This window comes from Enterobacter sp. Taxon_8 (assembly GCF_058354585.1).
Genome location: NZ_CM177989.1, coordinates 382,423 through 397,447 on the forward strand (window position 1 = coordinate 382,423; position 15,025 = coordinate 397,447).

At 57.1% G+C, this 15,025-nt stretch carries 13 protein-coding genes; 6 read left to right on the forward strand and 7 right to left on the reverse strand.

The genetic code is table 11. The features are described 5' to 3' along the window. Positions 1 to 29: 29 nt before the first annotated feature. The 3 genes from cysG to nirB form a co-directional block, all read right to left on the reverse strand. Positions 30 to 1,403 carry a siroheme synthase CysG gene (gene cysG, locus AC4IBF_RS01740; RefSeq protein ID WP_491463127.1) on the reverse strand — a complete coding sequence of 458 codons (1,374 nt, stop codon included), beginning with the start codon at positions 1,401 to 1,403 and terminating at the stop codon, positions 30 to 32. 135 nt (positions 1,404 to 1,538) lie between these two features. Further along, positions 1,539 to 1,865 (reverse strand): nitrite reductase small subunit NirD, encoded by a 327-nt coding sequence (gene nirD, locus AC4IBF_RS01745; RefSeq protein ID WP_143345612.1) that lies wholly within the window; start codon positions 1,863 to 1,865, stop codon positions 1,539 to 1,541. Next, positions 1,862 to 4,405: a nitrite reductase large subunit NirB gene (gene nirB / locus AC4IBF_RS01750; protein ID WP_127732470.1), complete on the reverse strand. Its 2,544-nt coding sequence runs from the start codon at positions 4,403 to 4,405 to the stop codon at positions 1,862 to 1,864. The genes nirD and nirB overlap by 4 nt, the downstream gene beginning before the upstream one ends. A gap of 240 nt (positions 4,406 to 4,645) precedes the next feature. On the opposite strand from nirB, the gene AC4IBF_RS01755 reads away from it, so the two are divergent. Next, positions 4,646 to 5,947 (forward strand): cytosine deaminase, encoded by a 1,302-nt coding sequence (locus tag AC4IBF_RS01755; RefSeq protein WP_288462042.1) that lies wholly within the window; start codon positions 4,646 to 4,648, stop codon positions 5,945 to 5,947. A gap of 18 nt (positions 5,948 to 5,965) precedes the next feature. Here the strand turns inward: AC4IBF_RS01755 and tsgA are convergent, their stop codons facing one another. After that, positions 5,966 to 7,150: an MFS transporter TsgA gene (gene tsgA / locus AC4IBF_RS01760; protein WP_136195933.1), complete on the reverse strand. Its 1,185-nt coding sequence runs from the start codon at positions 7,148 to 7,150 to the stop codon at positions 5,966 to 5,968. A 277-nt stretch (positions 7,151 to 7,427) separates the two neighbouring features. Here tsgA and ppiA point away from each other — a divergent pair, with 277 nt between their 5' ends. From ppiA to argD, 4 genes are all read left to right on the forward strand, one after another. Beyond that, positions 7,428 to 8,000, forward strand: coding sequence for a peptidylprolyl isomerase A (gene ppiA, locus AC4IBF_RS01765; RefSeq protein ID WP_014885514.1), 573 nt, complete (start codon positions 7,428 to 7,430; stop codon positions 7,998 to 8,000). Between the two features lie 106 nt (positions 8,001 to 8,106). Next, complete coding sequence (locus AC4IBF_RS01770; protein ID WP_115876871.1) at positions 8,107 to 8,691, forward strand: putative adenosine monophosphate-protein transferase Fic; 585 nt, start codon at positions 8,107 to 8,109, stop codon at positions 8,689 to 8,691. A gap of 30 nt (positions 8,692 to 8,721) precedes the next feature. Next, positions 8,722 to 9,285 (forward strand): aminodeoxychorismate synthase component 2, encoded by a 564-nt coding sequence (gene pabA / locus AC4IBF_RS01775; protein ID WP_115876872.1) that lies wholly within the window; start codon positions 8,722 to 8,724, stop codon positions 9,283 to 9,285. Between the two features lie 86 nt (positions 9,286 to 9,371). Continuing rightward, positions 9,372 to 10,592 carry a bifunctional acetylornithine/succinyldiaminopimelate transaminase gene (argD, locus tag AC4IBF_RS01780; protein WP_205734057.1) on the forward strand — a complete coding sequence of 407 codons (1,221 nt, stop codon included), beginning with the start codon at positions 9,372 to 9,374 and terminating at the stop codon, positions 10,590 to 10,592. Here the strand turns inward: argD and AC4IBF_RS01785 are convergent. Both AC4IBF_RS01785 and crp read right to left on the reverse strand, forming a co-directional pair. Beyond that, positions 10,589 to 12,676 carry a YccS/YhfK family putative transporter gene (locus AC4IBF_RS01785; protein ID WP_136195981.1) on the reverse strand — a complete coding sequence of 696 codons (2,088 nt, stop codon included), beginning with the start codon at positions 12,674 to 12,676 and terminating at the stop codon, positions 10,589 to 10,591. The two genes, argD and AC4IBF_RS01785, sit on opposite strands and share 4 nt — an antisense overlap. A 57-nt stretch (positions 12,677 to 12,733) precedes the next feature. After that, positions 12,734 to 13,366, reverse strand: coding sequence for a cAMP-activated global transcriptional regulator CRP (gene crp, locus AC4IBF_RS01790; protein WP_000242758.1), 633 nt, complete (start codon positions 13,364 to 13,366; stop codon positions 12,734 to 12,736). A 311-nt stretch (positions 13,367 to 13,677) separates the two neighbouring features. Between crp and AC4IBF_RS01795 the strand changes: the two genes are divergently transcribed. Continuing rightward, positions 13,678 to 14,082 (forward strand): OsmC family protein, encoded by a 405-nt coding sequence (locus AC4IBF_RS01795; protein ID WP_008503018.1) that lies wholly within the window; start codon positions 13,678 to 13,680, stop codon positions 14,080 to 14,082. Positions 14,083 to 14,148: 66 nt separating this feature from the next. Here AC4IBF_RS01795 and AC4IBF_RS01800 read toward each other — a convergent pair whose 3' ends face one another. Beyond that, positions 14,149 to 15,018, reverse strand: a complete 870-nt coding sequence (locus AC4IBF_RS01800; protein WP_008503017.1) for a phosphoribulokinase — start codon at positions 15,016 to 15,018, stop codon at positions 14,149 to 14,151. Between the last annotated feature and the right edge of the window lie 7 nt (positions 15,019 to 15,025).

A 15,025-nucleotide genomic window follows, 5' to 3' on the forward strand; every position in this document is an offset into this window, starting at 1 on the left:
GGGACTACTCCGGAAAGGAAGAATATGCGTTAGTGATTCGAGAACCAGTTCAGCTTATCGCGCAGCTCAACCACGCGGCCCACCACGATCAGCGCCGGGCTTTCGACCTGCTGCGCCAGCTCGCCTAGCTGCGTCAGCACGCCATCCACCACGCGCTGCGTAATGGCGGTGCCGTTTTCGACCAGCGCGACGGGCATATCCGCATTCATACCGTGTTCCAGCAGCTTCGCCTGAATCGTGGCGGCCTGGTTTAGCCCCATGTAGAACACCAGCGTCTGCTTTTCGGCGGCCAGGTTATGCCAGTCCAGCTCGCTGCCGGTTTTAAGATGCCCCGTCACCAGACGCACGCTTTGGGCGTAGTCGCGGTGGGTCAGCGGAATGCCAGAGTACGCTGAACAGCCGGATGCCGCCGTAATGCCCGGCACGACGGAGAAGGGAATACCCGCGTCACAGAGAGTTTCCAGCTCCTCGCCGCCGCGACCAAAGATAAACGGATCGCCACCCTTAAGGCGCACTACGCGTTTACCTTTCTGCGCCTCGCGCAGAAGGATCTGGTTAATCTCCTCCTGCGGCACGCAGTGGTAGCCCGCCCGTTTGCCCACGAAGACGCGGTCGGCATCGCGGCGAACCAGGTTCATAATGTCATCGGAGACCAGGCGATCGTAAACCACGGTATCGGCCTGCTGGATCTGCTGTAGTCCTTTTAGCGTCAGCAAGCCCGCATCGCCGGGGCCTGCGCCCACCAGCACCACTTCACCGCGATGGTCCAGCGGTTCGCTCAGCAGCTGTTCGGTGGTCTCTTCAACGGCTTTGGTGTCCTGATTCGCCAGCGACTGCGCCAGCCTGTCGTTCACAAAGAATTTTTCCCAGAAGCGACGACGCTCGCCCACGGTCGAAAAGGTTTGCTTCACGCGGGAGCGGAGCTGCCCGGCGTAATGCGCAATCTGACCAAGATGCTGGGGCAACAGGGCTTCCAGCTTTTCCCGCAGCAGGCGGGCGAGAACCGGGGAGCGTCCGCCGGACGATACGGCTATCATCAGCGGCGAGCGGTCGATAATCGACGGCATGATGAAGCTGGCCTCTTTCGGCGCATCCACCACGTTGCAGAAAATTCTGCGCGCTTCGCAGGCATCGCTCACGCGCTGGTTCACTTCATCGTCATCCGTCGCTGCAATAGTCAGCCAGCAGGTATCCAGCAGGGACTCATCAAACTCTCCCTCTTCCAGCGTGAGCATCCCTTCCTGAGCCCAGACCTCAAACTGTGGGGCGAAGGCAATGGCGTTAACGGTCAGTCGGGCGCCAGCCTCTAACAGCAGGCGCGCTTTGCGTTCAGCTACGTCGCCGCCGCCCACGAGCAGGCAGTCGCGGTTGCGTAATTGACAAAAAATCGGCAGGTGATCCACGACGTTACCTCGCAGCATTCATGGAGGGGGTAAGAATTGACGTCAGGATAACAGCAGGAATCGTACAGAACATACGGTTTTTCCTGCCGTTACCCATAAGGGGTCATAAGCCTTTCCTATTGAAAAGGCGAGGGGTTACGCTTTCAGCTGCACCTCGCCGTCCTTCACGCGGACGTCGTAGTGTTTGACCGAGAAGCTTTCATCTTCCATGCAGAGTCCGTCGGTTAAGCGGAAACGCTGCTTTTTCAACGGGCTGGCGACCCACAGTTCACCCTGATGCTCGGCAATCAGTCCGCGGGAGAGCACGCTGGCCTCGAAGAACGGGTCGATATTGCTGATGGCAAAAACCTGTTCATCGTGGCGAGGGCGGAAAATCGCCACCTGCTCGTTGCCCAGCAGCGCGCACACGCCGGTGGCGGGGATAATGTCGTTAATATCGCAAATGTTTATCCACTGGCTCATGCGTTTTCCTCCACCAGCGTAACCGGAATACGTTCATACGGCGTGGCCGGACGATGCTGTTCGCGCTCCGGCACTACCTGCACGTTCGGGTCGCGCTGGGTGCTGTTGATAAAGTGTTTGAAGCGCGTCTGCGCCGCCGGGGTGTTGACGGTTTCAGTCCACTCGCAGATCACCGCCTCGCGCAGGCGCGCCATTTCCGCTTCCAGATGCTCGTTCAGGCCCAGCTTGTCGTCGATAATGACTGATTTAAGGTAGTCGATGCCGCCTTCCAGGTTATCGAGCCAGGAGGCGGTACGGGTCAGCTTATCGGCGGTGCGGATATAGAACATCATGAATCGGTCGAGATACTGAATCAGCGTGTCGCGATCGAGATCCGCCGCCAGCAGGTCCGCATGGCGCGGTTTCATCCCGCCGTTGCCGCACACATAGAGGTTCCAGCCTTTCTCGGTGGCAATAATACCCACGTCTTTACCCTGCGCTTCCGCACATTCGCGGGTGCAGCCGGAGACGCCGAACTTCATTTTGTGCGGGGTACGGATGCCTTTGTAGCGGTTTTCCAGCTCAACGCCGAAGCCCACGCTGTCGCCGACGCCGTAGCGGCACCAGGTGCTGCCCACGCAGGTTTTCGCCATGCGCAGCGCTTTTGCGTACGCGTGGCCGGTTTCGAAGCCGGCTTCAATCAGCTGACGCCAGATTTCCGGCAGATCGTCTTTCTGCGCGCCAAACAGGCCGATACGCTGGGAGCCGGTGATTTTGGTGTACAGGTTAAATTCCCGTGCGATGCGGCCCACCGCGACCAGCCCTTCCGGCGTGATTTCGCCGCCGGCGGAACGTGGAATCACGGAGTAGGTGCCGTCTTTCTGGATGTTGGCCAGGAAATTGTCGTTGGTGTCCTGCAGCGGCGTATGCTCGGGCTTGAGCACGTACTCATTCCAGCAGGAGGCCAGCAGGGAGCCGACGGTCGGTTTACAGACTTCGCAGCCGTAGCCCTGGCCGTGCTTCGCCAGCAGTTCGTCGAAGGATTTGATGCCCTCCACGCGGATCAGGTGATACAGCTCCTGGCGAGAATACGCGAAGTGCTCGCACAGGTTGTTGTTCACCTCGATGCCCTGTTTCGCCAGTTCGGCGTTCAGCACCTGAGTGACCAGCGGAATACAGCCGCCGCAGCCGGTACCGGCTTTGGTTTCGGCTTTCAGGGCCGCAACGGTGTGGCAGCCTTTGTTGATGGCGGAGATCAGCATGCCTTTGGTAACGTCGAAGCAGGAGCAAATCTGCGCGCTGTCCGGCAGTTTATCCACGCCGATTGACGGCTTGCCGCTGGAGGCATGAGCCGGAAGGATCAGCGCGTCCGGGTTTTCCGGCAGCTCGATGGCGTTGAGCACCAGCTGGAGCAGGTTGCCGAAGTCGCTGGTGTCGCCCACCAGCACCGCGCCGAGCAGGGTTTTGTTGTCCTGGCTGACGATGAGTCGTTTGTAGACCTCTTTGCTTTCGTCGAGATAGACATAGCTGCGGGAATTCGGGGTGCGGCCATGCGCATCGCCAATACCGCCGACATCTACGCCCAGCAGCTTCAGCTTGGCGCTCAAGTCTGCGCCGGTAAAGGCGTTTTCGCTGCCGAGGATATGGTCCACTGCGACCTGTGCCATTTTGTAGCCGGGCGCCACCAGACCGTATACGCGGTTGTTCCAGCTGGCGCATTCGCCAATCGCGTAGATATCCGGATCGGAGGTCTGGCAGGTGTCGTTAATCATGATCCCGCCGCGCTGCGCCACGGCAAGACCGCACTGGGTCGCCAGCTTGTCGCGCGGACGAATACCGGTGGAGAAGACGATGAAGTCCACTTCCAGCTCGCTGCCGTCGGCAAAGCGCATGGTTTTGCGCGCTTCAGTCCCTTCCTGAACGATCTCTTTGGTGTTCTTGCTGGTGTGAACCTTCACACCCATGCTTTCGATTTTACGACGCAGCTGGTCACCGCCCATGTGGTCGAGCTGTTCTGCCATCAGCATCGGGGCAAATTCGATGACGTGGGTTTCAACGCCGAGGTTTTTCAGCGCGCCTGCCGCTTCCAGGCCCAGCAGGCCGCCGCCCACCACCGCGCCGCGTTTGCTTCGACGCGCGCAGGATTCGATGGCGTTAAGGTCTTCAATGGTACGGTAGACGAAGCAATCCTGAGTTTCCGAGCCCTTAATTGGTGGGATCCACGGATAGGAGCCCGTCGCCATGATCAGCTTGTCGTAAAAAACCGTACGCCCGGCGCTGGAGTGGATCACTTTTTCCTGACGGTTGATGGTGATAGCGCGTTCGCCCACCAGCACTTTTACGCCATGCTTCTCGTAGAAACCTTCACGCACCAGAGAGAGCTCTTCGGCGGTATGATGGGAGAAGTAGGAAGACAGGTGCACACGGTCGTACGCCTTGCGGGGTTCTTCACAGAACACGGTAATATCGAACTGCTCAGCATCGGCCTTATCGAGAAGATCCTCAATAAAGCGGTGGCCGACCATGCCGTTACCGATGATAGCGAGTCTGAGTTTGCTCATTATTGCCTCGATTTCTTTTCTATTATTGCCTACCTTAACGATTCAGCAGGGGCGCTTATTGATGCAAATCAAATACGTCTTAGCCTACTCCTTAGGTGGTATGCGACTGATTTGTCAGGATTTTTATAAGTGGCGGAAATCGCAGGCTTTTCGTGCTCGTTGAATTTGTGTACAAATCAGGAGAGGGTTTTGCCAAAATCGATACGCCTGAAAATCAGCGGCGTTTTTTAGGGGAAGGGTATGTCTACAACACCGTTATGGCTTGTTCAGAATGTTCGTTTACCGGGTCGGGAAGGGCTGTGGCAGCTCGCCATTGAGAACGGGCGATTTGGTGACATCACCCCGATGGACGACACCCACGCCGAAAGTTATGAAGTATTGAATGCGCGCGGTGGGCTGGCTATCCCGCCGTTCATTGAGCCGCATATCCATCTTGATACGACCCAGACGGCGGGCGAACCGAACTGGAACCAGTCCGGCACGCTGTTTGAGGGCATTGAGCGCTGGGCGGAGCGCAAGGCGTTGCTCAGCCATGACGACGTGAAAGCGCGCGCCTGGAAAACGCTGAAGTGGCAAATCGCTAACGGCATCCAGTTTGTCCGCACCCATGTGGATGTCTCCGACCCGACGCTTACCGCCCTGAAGGCGATGCTCGAGGTGAAGCAGGAGGTGGCCCCGTGGGTAACGCTGCAAATCGTTGCGTTTCCGCAGGAAGGGATTCTCTCTTACCCGAACGGCGCGGCGCTGCTGGAAGAGGCGTTAAAGCTGGGCGCCGACGTGGTGGGGGCGATCCCACACTTCGAGTTCACCCGCGAGTATGGCGTGCAGTCGCTGCACATCGCTTTTGAACTGGCGAAGAAGTATGACCGTCCGCTGGATATCCACTGCGATGAAATCGACGACGAGCAGTCGCGGTTTGTCGAGACGGTGGCAGCGCTGGCGTATGAGGCCGGCATCGGCCCGCGCGTGACGGCCAGCCATACCACCGCCATGCACTCCTACAACGGCGCTTACACCTCGCGGCTCTTCCGTCTGCTGAAGATGTCGGGGATTAACTTCGTCGCAAACCCGCTGGTCAATATCCACCTGCAGGGGCGCTTTGATGACTATCCGAAGCGCCGCGGCATCACCCGGGTAAAAGAGCTGCAGGAAGCGGGCATTAACGTCTGCTTTGGTCACGACGACGTCTTCGACCCGTGGTACCCGCTCGGCACCGGCAATATGCTGCAGGTGCTGCATATGGGGCTGCACGTCTGTCAGATGATGGGGTATCCGCAAATCGACAATGGCCTAAACCTGATCACCCACAACAGCGCCCGTACCTTCGGCCTGAGCGATTACGGTATTGAAACGGGAAATCCGGCAAACCTGATTATTCTGCCTGCGGAGAGCGGGTTTGAAGCGGTGCGCTGTCAGGTGCCGGTGCGCTGGTCGATTCGTCAGGGGCGAATTATTGCCACCACGCAGCTGGCGCAGACCTGGATCCAGATGGATAACGGAGGAGAAGAGGTGAGCTTCGCCAGAAATAGCCCCTCTGCGTAATGCAAAGGGGCGCAGGGTTTAGTGCGATGCCGCTACCGCGTTGTGCTGGCGGTGGCGGGTCACGAAGCCCAGAACGAAGCACATGATGAACACCACGGCGTACAGACCGTTCGCGGTGTGCAGCGCGGCCAGCGGGCCGCTGTGGGCAACGATCGGGCCCGTCACCACGAAGGTCAGCATGGTGCCGATGGTGCCGCAGGTCAGAACGAAGTTAACCAGCTTCGGCGAAGCCACTTTGGTCTGCAGGGAGCCCAGGGTGATGATCGAGGTGTAAATCGCGCTGGAGAAGAAGCCCAGGGTCAGAATGAACCACGGCATATGTTCCGGGGAGCCGTTAATGAACAGATACATCAGCACGGTCGCCAGGCCCGCCAGCACGGTCAGAATGCGCTGCAGGTCGAAGAAGCGCAGGATGAAGCTAAACGCCCACATTCCGAACATGTAAGACATCCAGAAATCGCTCACCAGTTTGCCCGCATCGTTCAGGCTCATGCCCAGACCTTTGGCGTATTCCGGTACCCAGGAGATAAAGCCCAGCTGGCCCAGGATGTAGCACAGGGCGGCGATGGAGAGGAACAGTACGCCGATACCCCATTTCTCTTTCGCGACGGGTTCTGCGGTAGTTTGCGCTTTCTTGCCCAGCACCGGGAACTCGCAGCCGAAGGTCAGAATAAAGATCGCCACGTAGACCAGACCAATGCAGGCATAGACCCAGTACCACTCAATGCTGCGGGCCAGGAGAACGGCCGCGACCATTGGGAAAATCATCCCGGCCATGCTGAAGAAGGAGTCGGTAAACAGCAGACGCGCGCCGCGCTGGCGGCCTTCATACATATGGGTAATCAGGAACGTACCGATCGACATGGTGATCCCGCTGACCAGACCGAGCACGAACATGGCGGCGGAGAACAGGGCGATGCTGTGGCTTAGCATCAGACCCGCCACGGCGGCGACCATCAGTACAAAGCCGAAGCGTAACTGGGTTTTCAGCGGGACGATTTCCATCAGCCAGGCATTCAGGAAGATAGAGATCAGGATCCCCGCGTTGAGGAAGGTGAAGGTGTTACTCATGCTGGAAACGGGCAGATGGAAGTAGTCTGCGATATTCCCCATCACCATCCCGGTGACGATCACCAACGCGCCGGTCAGGGCGTAGGAGAAGAAGCTGATCCATGTGAGCTTGATGCGATTGCTGTTAGTCATGTCTGGCCTGTTCAGAAAAGAGAAGCGCCCAGGGGGCGCTGAGAGCGGGCAGATTTTAGTCGTTAAAGTGATCTATTCCTATCTTTTAAGGGCAATGAATGTGTCATTGCAGTTTTTAGTGTGATCTAAATCACATTAATTGGCGGCATAACCAATCGTTTGCGTAGTAATAATTGTTTCAACTTCGTAAAATTAGGTAAAAGGCTGGTCTCCGTTCATACTGCTCTTTAGAATCAAGCCATTCGCTTTTTATACTGCGCTTTGTTAAGGAATTCTCATGCTCAAATCAACACTGGCGGCTGTCGCAGCTGTGTTTGCTCTTTCTGCCGTTTCCCCTGCTGCGCTGGCAGCAAAAGGGGACCCTCACGTTCTGCTGACCACCTCCGCCGGGAATATTGAGCTGGAACTGAATAGCCAGAAAGCCCCTGTTTCCGTGAAAAACTTTCTCGACTATGTGAACAGCGGTTTCTACAACAACACCACTTTCCACCGCGTGATCCCAGGCTTCATGATTCAGGGGGGCGGTTTCAACGAGCAGATGCAGCAGAAACAGCCAAACCCGCCTATTAAAAACGAAGCGGACAACGGCCTGCTGAACAAGCGCGGTACCATCTCAATGGCGCGTACCGCGGACAAAGACAGCGCGACCAGCCAGTTCTTCCTCAACGTAGCGGATAACGCCTTCCTCGACCACGGTCAGCGCGACTTTGGCTATGCGGTCTTTGGTAAAATCGTGAAAGGGATGGACGTGGCTGACAAGATTTCTCAGGTGCCTACTCACGACGTCGGTCCGTATCAGAATGTCCCGTCAAAACCAGTGGTTATCCTGTCCGCCAAAGTTCTGCCGTAACTCTTCTGAGCGCGGGCTTCTCCGGCCCGCGTTATGTAGCCCTCCCTGCGAAAGCGCGTTTTGCTGCTTATACTTGTGGCAAACGGACTATTCAGGGAGGCGTTAAGTGAAAAAACTCACCGACAAGCAAAAATCCCGTCTCTGGGAACAGCAGCGTAACGTCAATTTACAGGCCAGTTGTCTCCTTGAAAAAGGTAATGGTCCCTCAGAACCCCATATTGAGACGCTGGAGCTTGGGCCTTCCGCGCCCGGGCTACCCCATCTGTGCCTTATTCATCGTCATTTGTACCGCAGTGAGATGAAGCGGGCAGGTGAGCTCCGTACCGAGGATATTTTTAAAGGTGACATTCCCTTCTGCCATTTTGAGTACATCGAAAAGATGGGGAACGAGCTGATGGCGGCGCTGGAAAGCGAAAAATATCTTGTGGGTCTTGAGAAAGCGGCGTTTGTTGACAGAGTTAGCCACTACTACTGCGAAATCAACATGCTGCATCCGTTTATGGGCGGCAACGGCATTGCCCAACGCGTTTTCTTCGAGCAGCTGGCGCTCCACGCGGGCTACTCGCTGGACTGGCGTGATATCGACCCCGAGCAGTGGGTTGCGGCTAACCGAAGTGGCGCAACGGGAGATTTAACCGCGTTAAACGCTATCTTTGCCAAAGTAGTGAGCGAAGCGCGGGAATCTGAGTAGAATAGGGCGGCATTTTTTTCGGGAGCCGCCATGATTCTGCTGATTGATAACTACGATTCCTTCACCTGGAACCTTTACCAGTATTTTTGTGAACTGGGTGCAGAGGTGGTTGTCCGCCGTAACGACGAGATCGCTCTCGCCGATATCGAGACGCTGGCGCCGCAGAAAATAGTGATTTCACCCGGCCCCTGCACCCCGTCGGAATCGGGTATTTCGCTGGAGGTTATCCAGCACTATGCCGGCAAGCTGCCGATCCTGGGCGTCTGCCTGGGGCATCAGGCAATTGCCCAGGCGTTTGGTGCCACCATCGTGCGCGCCGCGAAAGTGATGCACGGTAAAACCTCTCCGGTCACCCACGCCGGCACCGGGGTGTTCACGGGGCTCAATAATCCTTTAACCGTGACGCGCTACCATTCCCTGGTCATTGACCCGTCGACGCTGCCCGACTGTTTTGAGGTGACCGCCTGGAGCGATACGCAGGAGATCATGGGGATTCGCCACCGCGAATGGGATCTCGAAGGCGTGCAGTTCCACCCGGAAAGTATCCTCAGCGAGCAGGGGCACGCGCTGCTGGCAAATTTCCTCAATCGCTGAAAATCTGTTGCCTTGTTGTGATTTTTTATGCATATTTTGTGATTATATTTTCACATTCACTGTGACATAAAATGGATGGTCATGACATGGCAACTGAACAACCAGCAATTACCCGCGCGACATTTGATGAAGTGATCCTGCCGATTTATGCACCGGCTGAATTTATCCCGGTGAAGGGAAAAGGCAGCCGCGTCTGGGATCAGCAGGGTAAAGAGTATGTAGATTTCGCGGGGGGTATTGCGGTCACGGCGCTGGGTCATTGCCATCCCGCGCTGGTGGAGGCGCTGAAAACCCAGGGCGAAACCCTGTGGCACACCAGCAACGTGTTCACCAACGAACCGGCGCTGCGCCTGGGCCGCAAGATCATTGATGCGACCTTCGCGGAACGCGTGCTGTTTATGAACTCCGGCACTGAAGCCAACGAAACTGCCTTTAAGCTGGCGCGCTACTACGCGACTACGCGCCACAGCCCGTACAAAACCAAAATTATCGCCTTCCACAACGCCTTCCACGGACGCTCCTTCTTTACCGTCTCCGTTGGCGGCCAGCCGAAGTATTCCGACGGGTTTGGCCCAAAACCGGCCGATATCGTCCACGTGCCGTTTAACGATCTGCACGCGGTGAAAGCGGTGATGGACGACCACACCTGCGCAGTTGTTGTCGAGCCGATCCAGGGTGAAGGCGGCGTGACCGCGGCAACCCCGGAATTCCTGAAAGGGCTGCGCGCGCTGTGCGACGAGCATCAGGCGCTACTGGTCTTTGATGAAGTGCAGTGCGGGATGGGGCGTACCGGCGATCTGTTCGCTTATATGCACTACGGCGTGACGCCGGATATTCTGACCAGCGCCAAAGCGCTTGGCGGTGGTTTCCCGGTGAGTGCGGTACTGACGACACAGGAGATCGCCTCCGCGTTCCACGTCGGTTCTCACGGCTCCACCTACGGCGGTAACCCGCTGGCGAGCGCCGTGGCGGGTGCCGCATTCGACATCATCAACACGCCAGAGGTGTTGAACGGCGTTAGCGCAAAGCGCGAGCTGTTTGTGAAGCACCTGAAAAAGATTGATGAGCAGTACGACGTGTTCAGCGAGATCCGCGGGATGGGGCTGCTGATTGGCGCCGAGCTGAAGCCGCGGTACAAGGGCCGCGCGCGAGACTTTCTGCACGCCGCCGCTCGCGAAGGGGTGATGGTGCTCAACGCCGGGCCGGACGTGATGCGCTTTGCGCCGTCGCTGGTGGTGGAGGATAAGGATATTGAAGACGGGTTAACCCGCTTTGCCGCGGCGGTTGCGAAGATCGTTAAAGGCTAATATTCGGTTCGTTTCAACCGGCGCGTTAACCAAATGCCGTGATGCGGACGCTGACGCCATGCCACCGACGAAATGGTGTGCATGGTGTTCAGATGCCCCAGCACGCGCTGCAAGTGCTGCTCCAGCGTGCTCATTGGCCCGTGGGTCAACGTTTCCGGCGCTTCCAGAATGTTTGAGTCTCCCGACTCGCCCGGCGCGTCATACTCCAGACGCTGCTGACACCTCTGCAACGCAATTTCACATGACTGCAGATAGCGCTGCGCCAGGTTCGGCGTCAGCATCGTGTGCTCGCGCGCCAGCGTGGTCATGGCGTTAATGTGCTCGACGATAAACTGGCTGTGCGTCACCCAGAGCTTCATATCGGCAAGATAGTGCGAGTTAAAGCCTGGCTCCTGCATCGCCTGGTTGAGCGAGTTGAAAAGGGCGTTGTGCGCCTGGTTGACCTTCATGCGCTGATACGCCAGCGGGGACGGCTGCGGGTCGTCGCTCAGGATCAGGCGAATGGCCTGCTGGTCGGCCTCCAGCGCGTCGTGGGCGTTCTGTCTCAGCAGCCCGCTCTGCCATTGCGGCCAGAGCCAGACCATGCCGCCAAAGGCAATCAGGCAGCCGATCAGAGTATCAATCAGCCTGGCGACAATAAACTGTTCGCCATTGAGCGTAAGCAGCTGCAGGGTATATACCGCCGTCACCGTAAAGCCCACCATCGCCCAGCCGTAGTTTTTGCGGATAATTAGATAGCTCACCAGCGTGATCGCCAGCATCCCTGCAAGGGTATAGCCTTCCGGCACGTGGAAGTGCAGCGTCACGCCCGCAATGATCAGTCCGGCCATGGTGCCGCCCGCCCGGTGCAGAATACGCACCCGCGTGGCACCGTAGCCGTTCTGGGTGACAAACAACACGGTCATTAAGATCCAGTAGGGCTTCGGCAGATGCAGCGCCATGCCCATCAGGCTGGCGGTACTGAGCATCACGCTAATCCTTGCGGCGTTGCGCAGGGCGGAAGATTTAAAAGAAAGATAGCTTTTGAGCGCGGGCAATAACGGCAGCCGTTTTTGCTTATCCGCCATCAGGTCTCGTGGATAAAGCGGACGCTGGGTGCGCAACACCCGGGCGATGCGGCTGAAGTGCCAGGCGGCAAACTGTCCGACCGGGTTATCCGGATGCTGGCGGGCGATTTTCTCCAGCGCGCCGAGCTGTTTATCCATGTTAAAGCGCGTCGGGTAGCGGTGGTAGAGAATATCATCGGCCAGCACCCGCAGGCGTGCGGAGACGGTCTGCGCGTTCCAGCGGATCACCGCTTCGGCGTGGCTGCGCTCGACCAGCTTTTGTACCTCCTGCGGGTGGTGCAGGCTCACGGAGATATGTTCCTGTAGATCCAGCCCGACCTGGAAGGTGCGCAGCAGGCGTTTGTACTCGTGGTTCTTGTTGGCGGCGAGCATGTGTAGCTGCTGATAGCACTGGCTTATGAGATCCACCACCTTCTGCTGGCGCGTCAGCAGCGGCGGTAAGGATTTTTCCGGATCGGTATGCTGGGTGAGCAGGGTGTATTTGGCCTCGCAGTAATCCGCAAGCTGCACATAGAGCAGGCTCAGGGATTCGCGCAGCGGCTGTTCCCGCCACAGCCAGAACCAAAACCAGTTAAACAGCCCGTACCAGAGCGTCCCCAGAGCGTAGATCAGCAGCGGCTCCCACACCGGCATATTCCCGGCGAGACTCAGCGTGAAGATGGCCGCAATCAGCGACGCGGGAAGCAGGCGGGCGTGCAGCGAACTGATTTCCGCCGTGACGCCGAGGGTCATCGCCAGCACGGTCAGGATCAGCGGCAGCGGGATATCACGAGCCAGTAAAAGCTGTACGGCGAGGCTACAGCCCGCAAACAGGCAGCCGCCAACGATCAGGCGTTTGAAAAAGCGCTTATGCGGCGTGTCCAGACCGGCGATGTTGCAGCAGGCGGGCACGAGGGAAAACAGCAGGCCCTGCTGAAGATGTCCGAGGATCAGGCCTATGGCCACAGGAAGACACAACACCAGCGTTTGTCGCAGTGCGTAGTTAACTTCCGGGTGATAGATCAGCCTGCGCCACATGGGGAGTAGAGACAAAAACGGCGTGACACCTTGCGATGGCACGCCGTTTAAGCGGAATTAACGCGTTCCGTAGACCACGATGGTTTTACCGTGGGCGGAGATCAGGTTTTGATCTTCCAGCATTTTCAGGATACGGCCTACTGTTTCACGGGAGCAACCGACGATCTGACCAATTTCCTGACGGGTAATTTTAATTTGCATGCCGTCCGGGTGGGTCATGGCGTCTGGCTGTTTCGCCAGGTTCAGCAGGGTTTGTGCGATACGGCCGGTAACGTCCAGGAAGGCGAGGTTACCCACTTTCTCTGAGGTGACCTGCAGACGGCGTGCCATCTGGGAAGAAAGACGCATCAGAATGTCAGGATTAACCTGAATCAGCTGACGGAACTTCTTGTAAGAAATTTCAGCCACTTCACATGCTGTCTTTGCACGAACCCAGGCGCTACGTTCCTGGCCCTCTTCAAACAGGCCCAGTTCACCGATGAAATCGCCCTGGTTCAGATAAGAAAGGATCATCTCTTTCCCTTCTTCATCTTTGATCAGCACTGCCACCGAGCCTTTAACGATGTAATACAACGTTTCCGCTTTTTCACCCTGGTGAATCAGCGTGCTCTTTGATGGGTACTTATGAATGTGGCAATGAGACAAGAACCATTCGAGAGTCGGGTCTGTTTGCGGTTTGCCAAGCACCATGCGCTGTTATCCTCTGTTATAAGCTGTCACCAGAGTCATCAGATGCATCCGGACTCTGGGGTTGCAATCGAATTCTTACCCATACCCTGGGAAGTCGGCTACCGTAACGTTTCGCAGCCAGTAAAGTTTGATGTCCTCTGCATACATGTGTAACGTCAATGTATTACTGTAGCATCCAGAGTGTTTTAGCATAGCTTTCGCCGCGTGTCTCCTGGTGTCTCGCTTCAGCATGATGCAGGTCGCCTTCCATTGCGAGAAATGTAACGCACGCGTAATCTGTCACCAAAAATGCAACGTTGGAGTTTAAGAATATGCAAGCGCGCGTGAAATGGGTTGAAGGTTTAACGTTCCTGGGCGAATCCGCGTCAGGGCACCAGATTTTAATGGACGGTAACTCCGGCGATAAAGCGCCAAGCCCAATGGAAATGGTGCTGATGGCGGCAGGCGGATGCAGCGCCATTGACGTGGTGTCGATTCTGCAAAAAGGTCGTCATGACGTGACGGATTGTGAGGTTAAACTCACCTCAGAACGGCGTGAAGAGGCGCCACGTCTGTTCACCCATATTAACCTGCACTTTGTGGTCACAGGTAAAGAACTAAAAGACGCGGCGGTCTCGCGTGCGGTGGATCTGTCTGCGGAGAAGTACTGCTCTGTGGCATTAATGCTGGAGAAAGCGGTAAAAATCACGCATTCGTATGAAGTGATCGAGGCGTGATTGATGGGGCATCGTGCGTGTTGATGCCCTCACCCTAACCCTCTCCCACAGGGAGAGGGAACATGCTCACGCAATCTGCTTCCCTTCCATCAGTCGCTCCACCAGCGGCGTCATGATGAGCTCCATCGCCAGCCCCATTTTTCCGCCCGGCACGACCAATGTATTCATGTGCGAAATAAACGAGCCCTGCAGCATGGCCAGTAGCCAGGGGTAATCAATGCCTTCGAGATTGCGGAAATGGATCACCACAAAGCTCTCATCCAGGGATGGGATACTTTTGGCGGCAAACGGGTTGGAGGTATCCACCGTCGGCACGCGCTGGAAGTTGATATGGGTGCGGGAGAACTGCGGCGTCAGGAAGTTGATGTAATCTTCCATGGAGCGTACCACCGAGTCCATTACCGCCTCTCGCGAATGGCCACGTTCGCTCATGTCGCGCGTCAGCTTCTGGATCCACTCCAGGTTCACGATAGGGACCACACCGACCAGCAGGTCCACGTGGCGCGCCACATCGTGTTGCGGGGTGACCACGCCGCCGTGTAATCCTTCGTAAAACAGGACGTCAGTGGGTTCCGGCAGCGGTTGCCATGGGGTAAAGGTTCCCGGCACCTGATTCCAGGGAACGGCTTCATCATAGGTATGCAGATACTTGCGGGACTGCCCTTTGCCGCTCTGACCATACTCGATAAAGGTTTGTTCCAGCAGGCCGAAGTCGTTGGCCTCCGGGCCGAAGTAGCTGATGTGTTTACCCAGATCGCGCGCCTTACGGATGGCCATGTCCATTTCAGGACGCGTGTAGCGGTGAAAGCTGTCGCCCTCGACCTCCGCCGCACGGAGATTCAGCTGGGCGAAAATCTTGCGAAATGCGAGGCTTGTGGTGGTGGTTCCCGCACCACTCGACCCCGTAACGGCTATAACCGGATGTCTGGCAGACATAGCAACT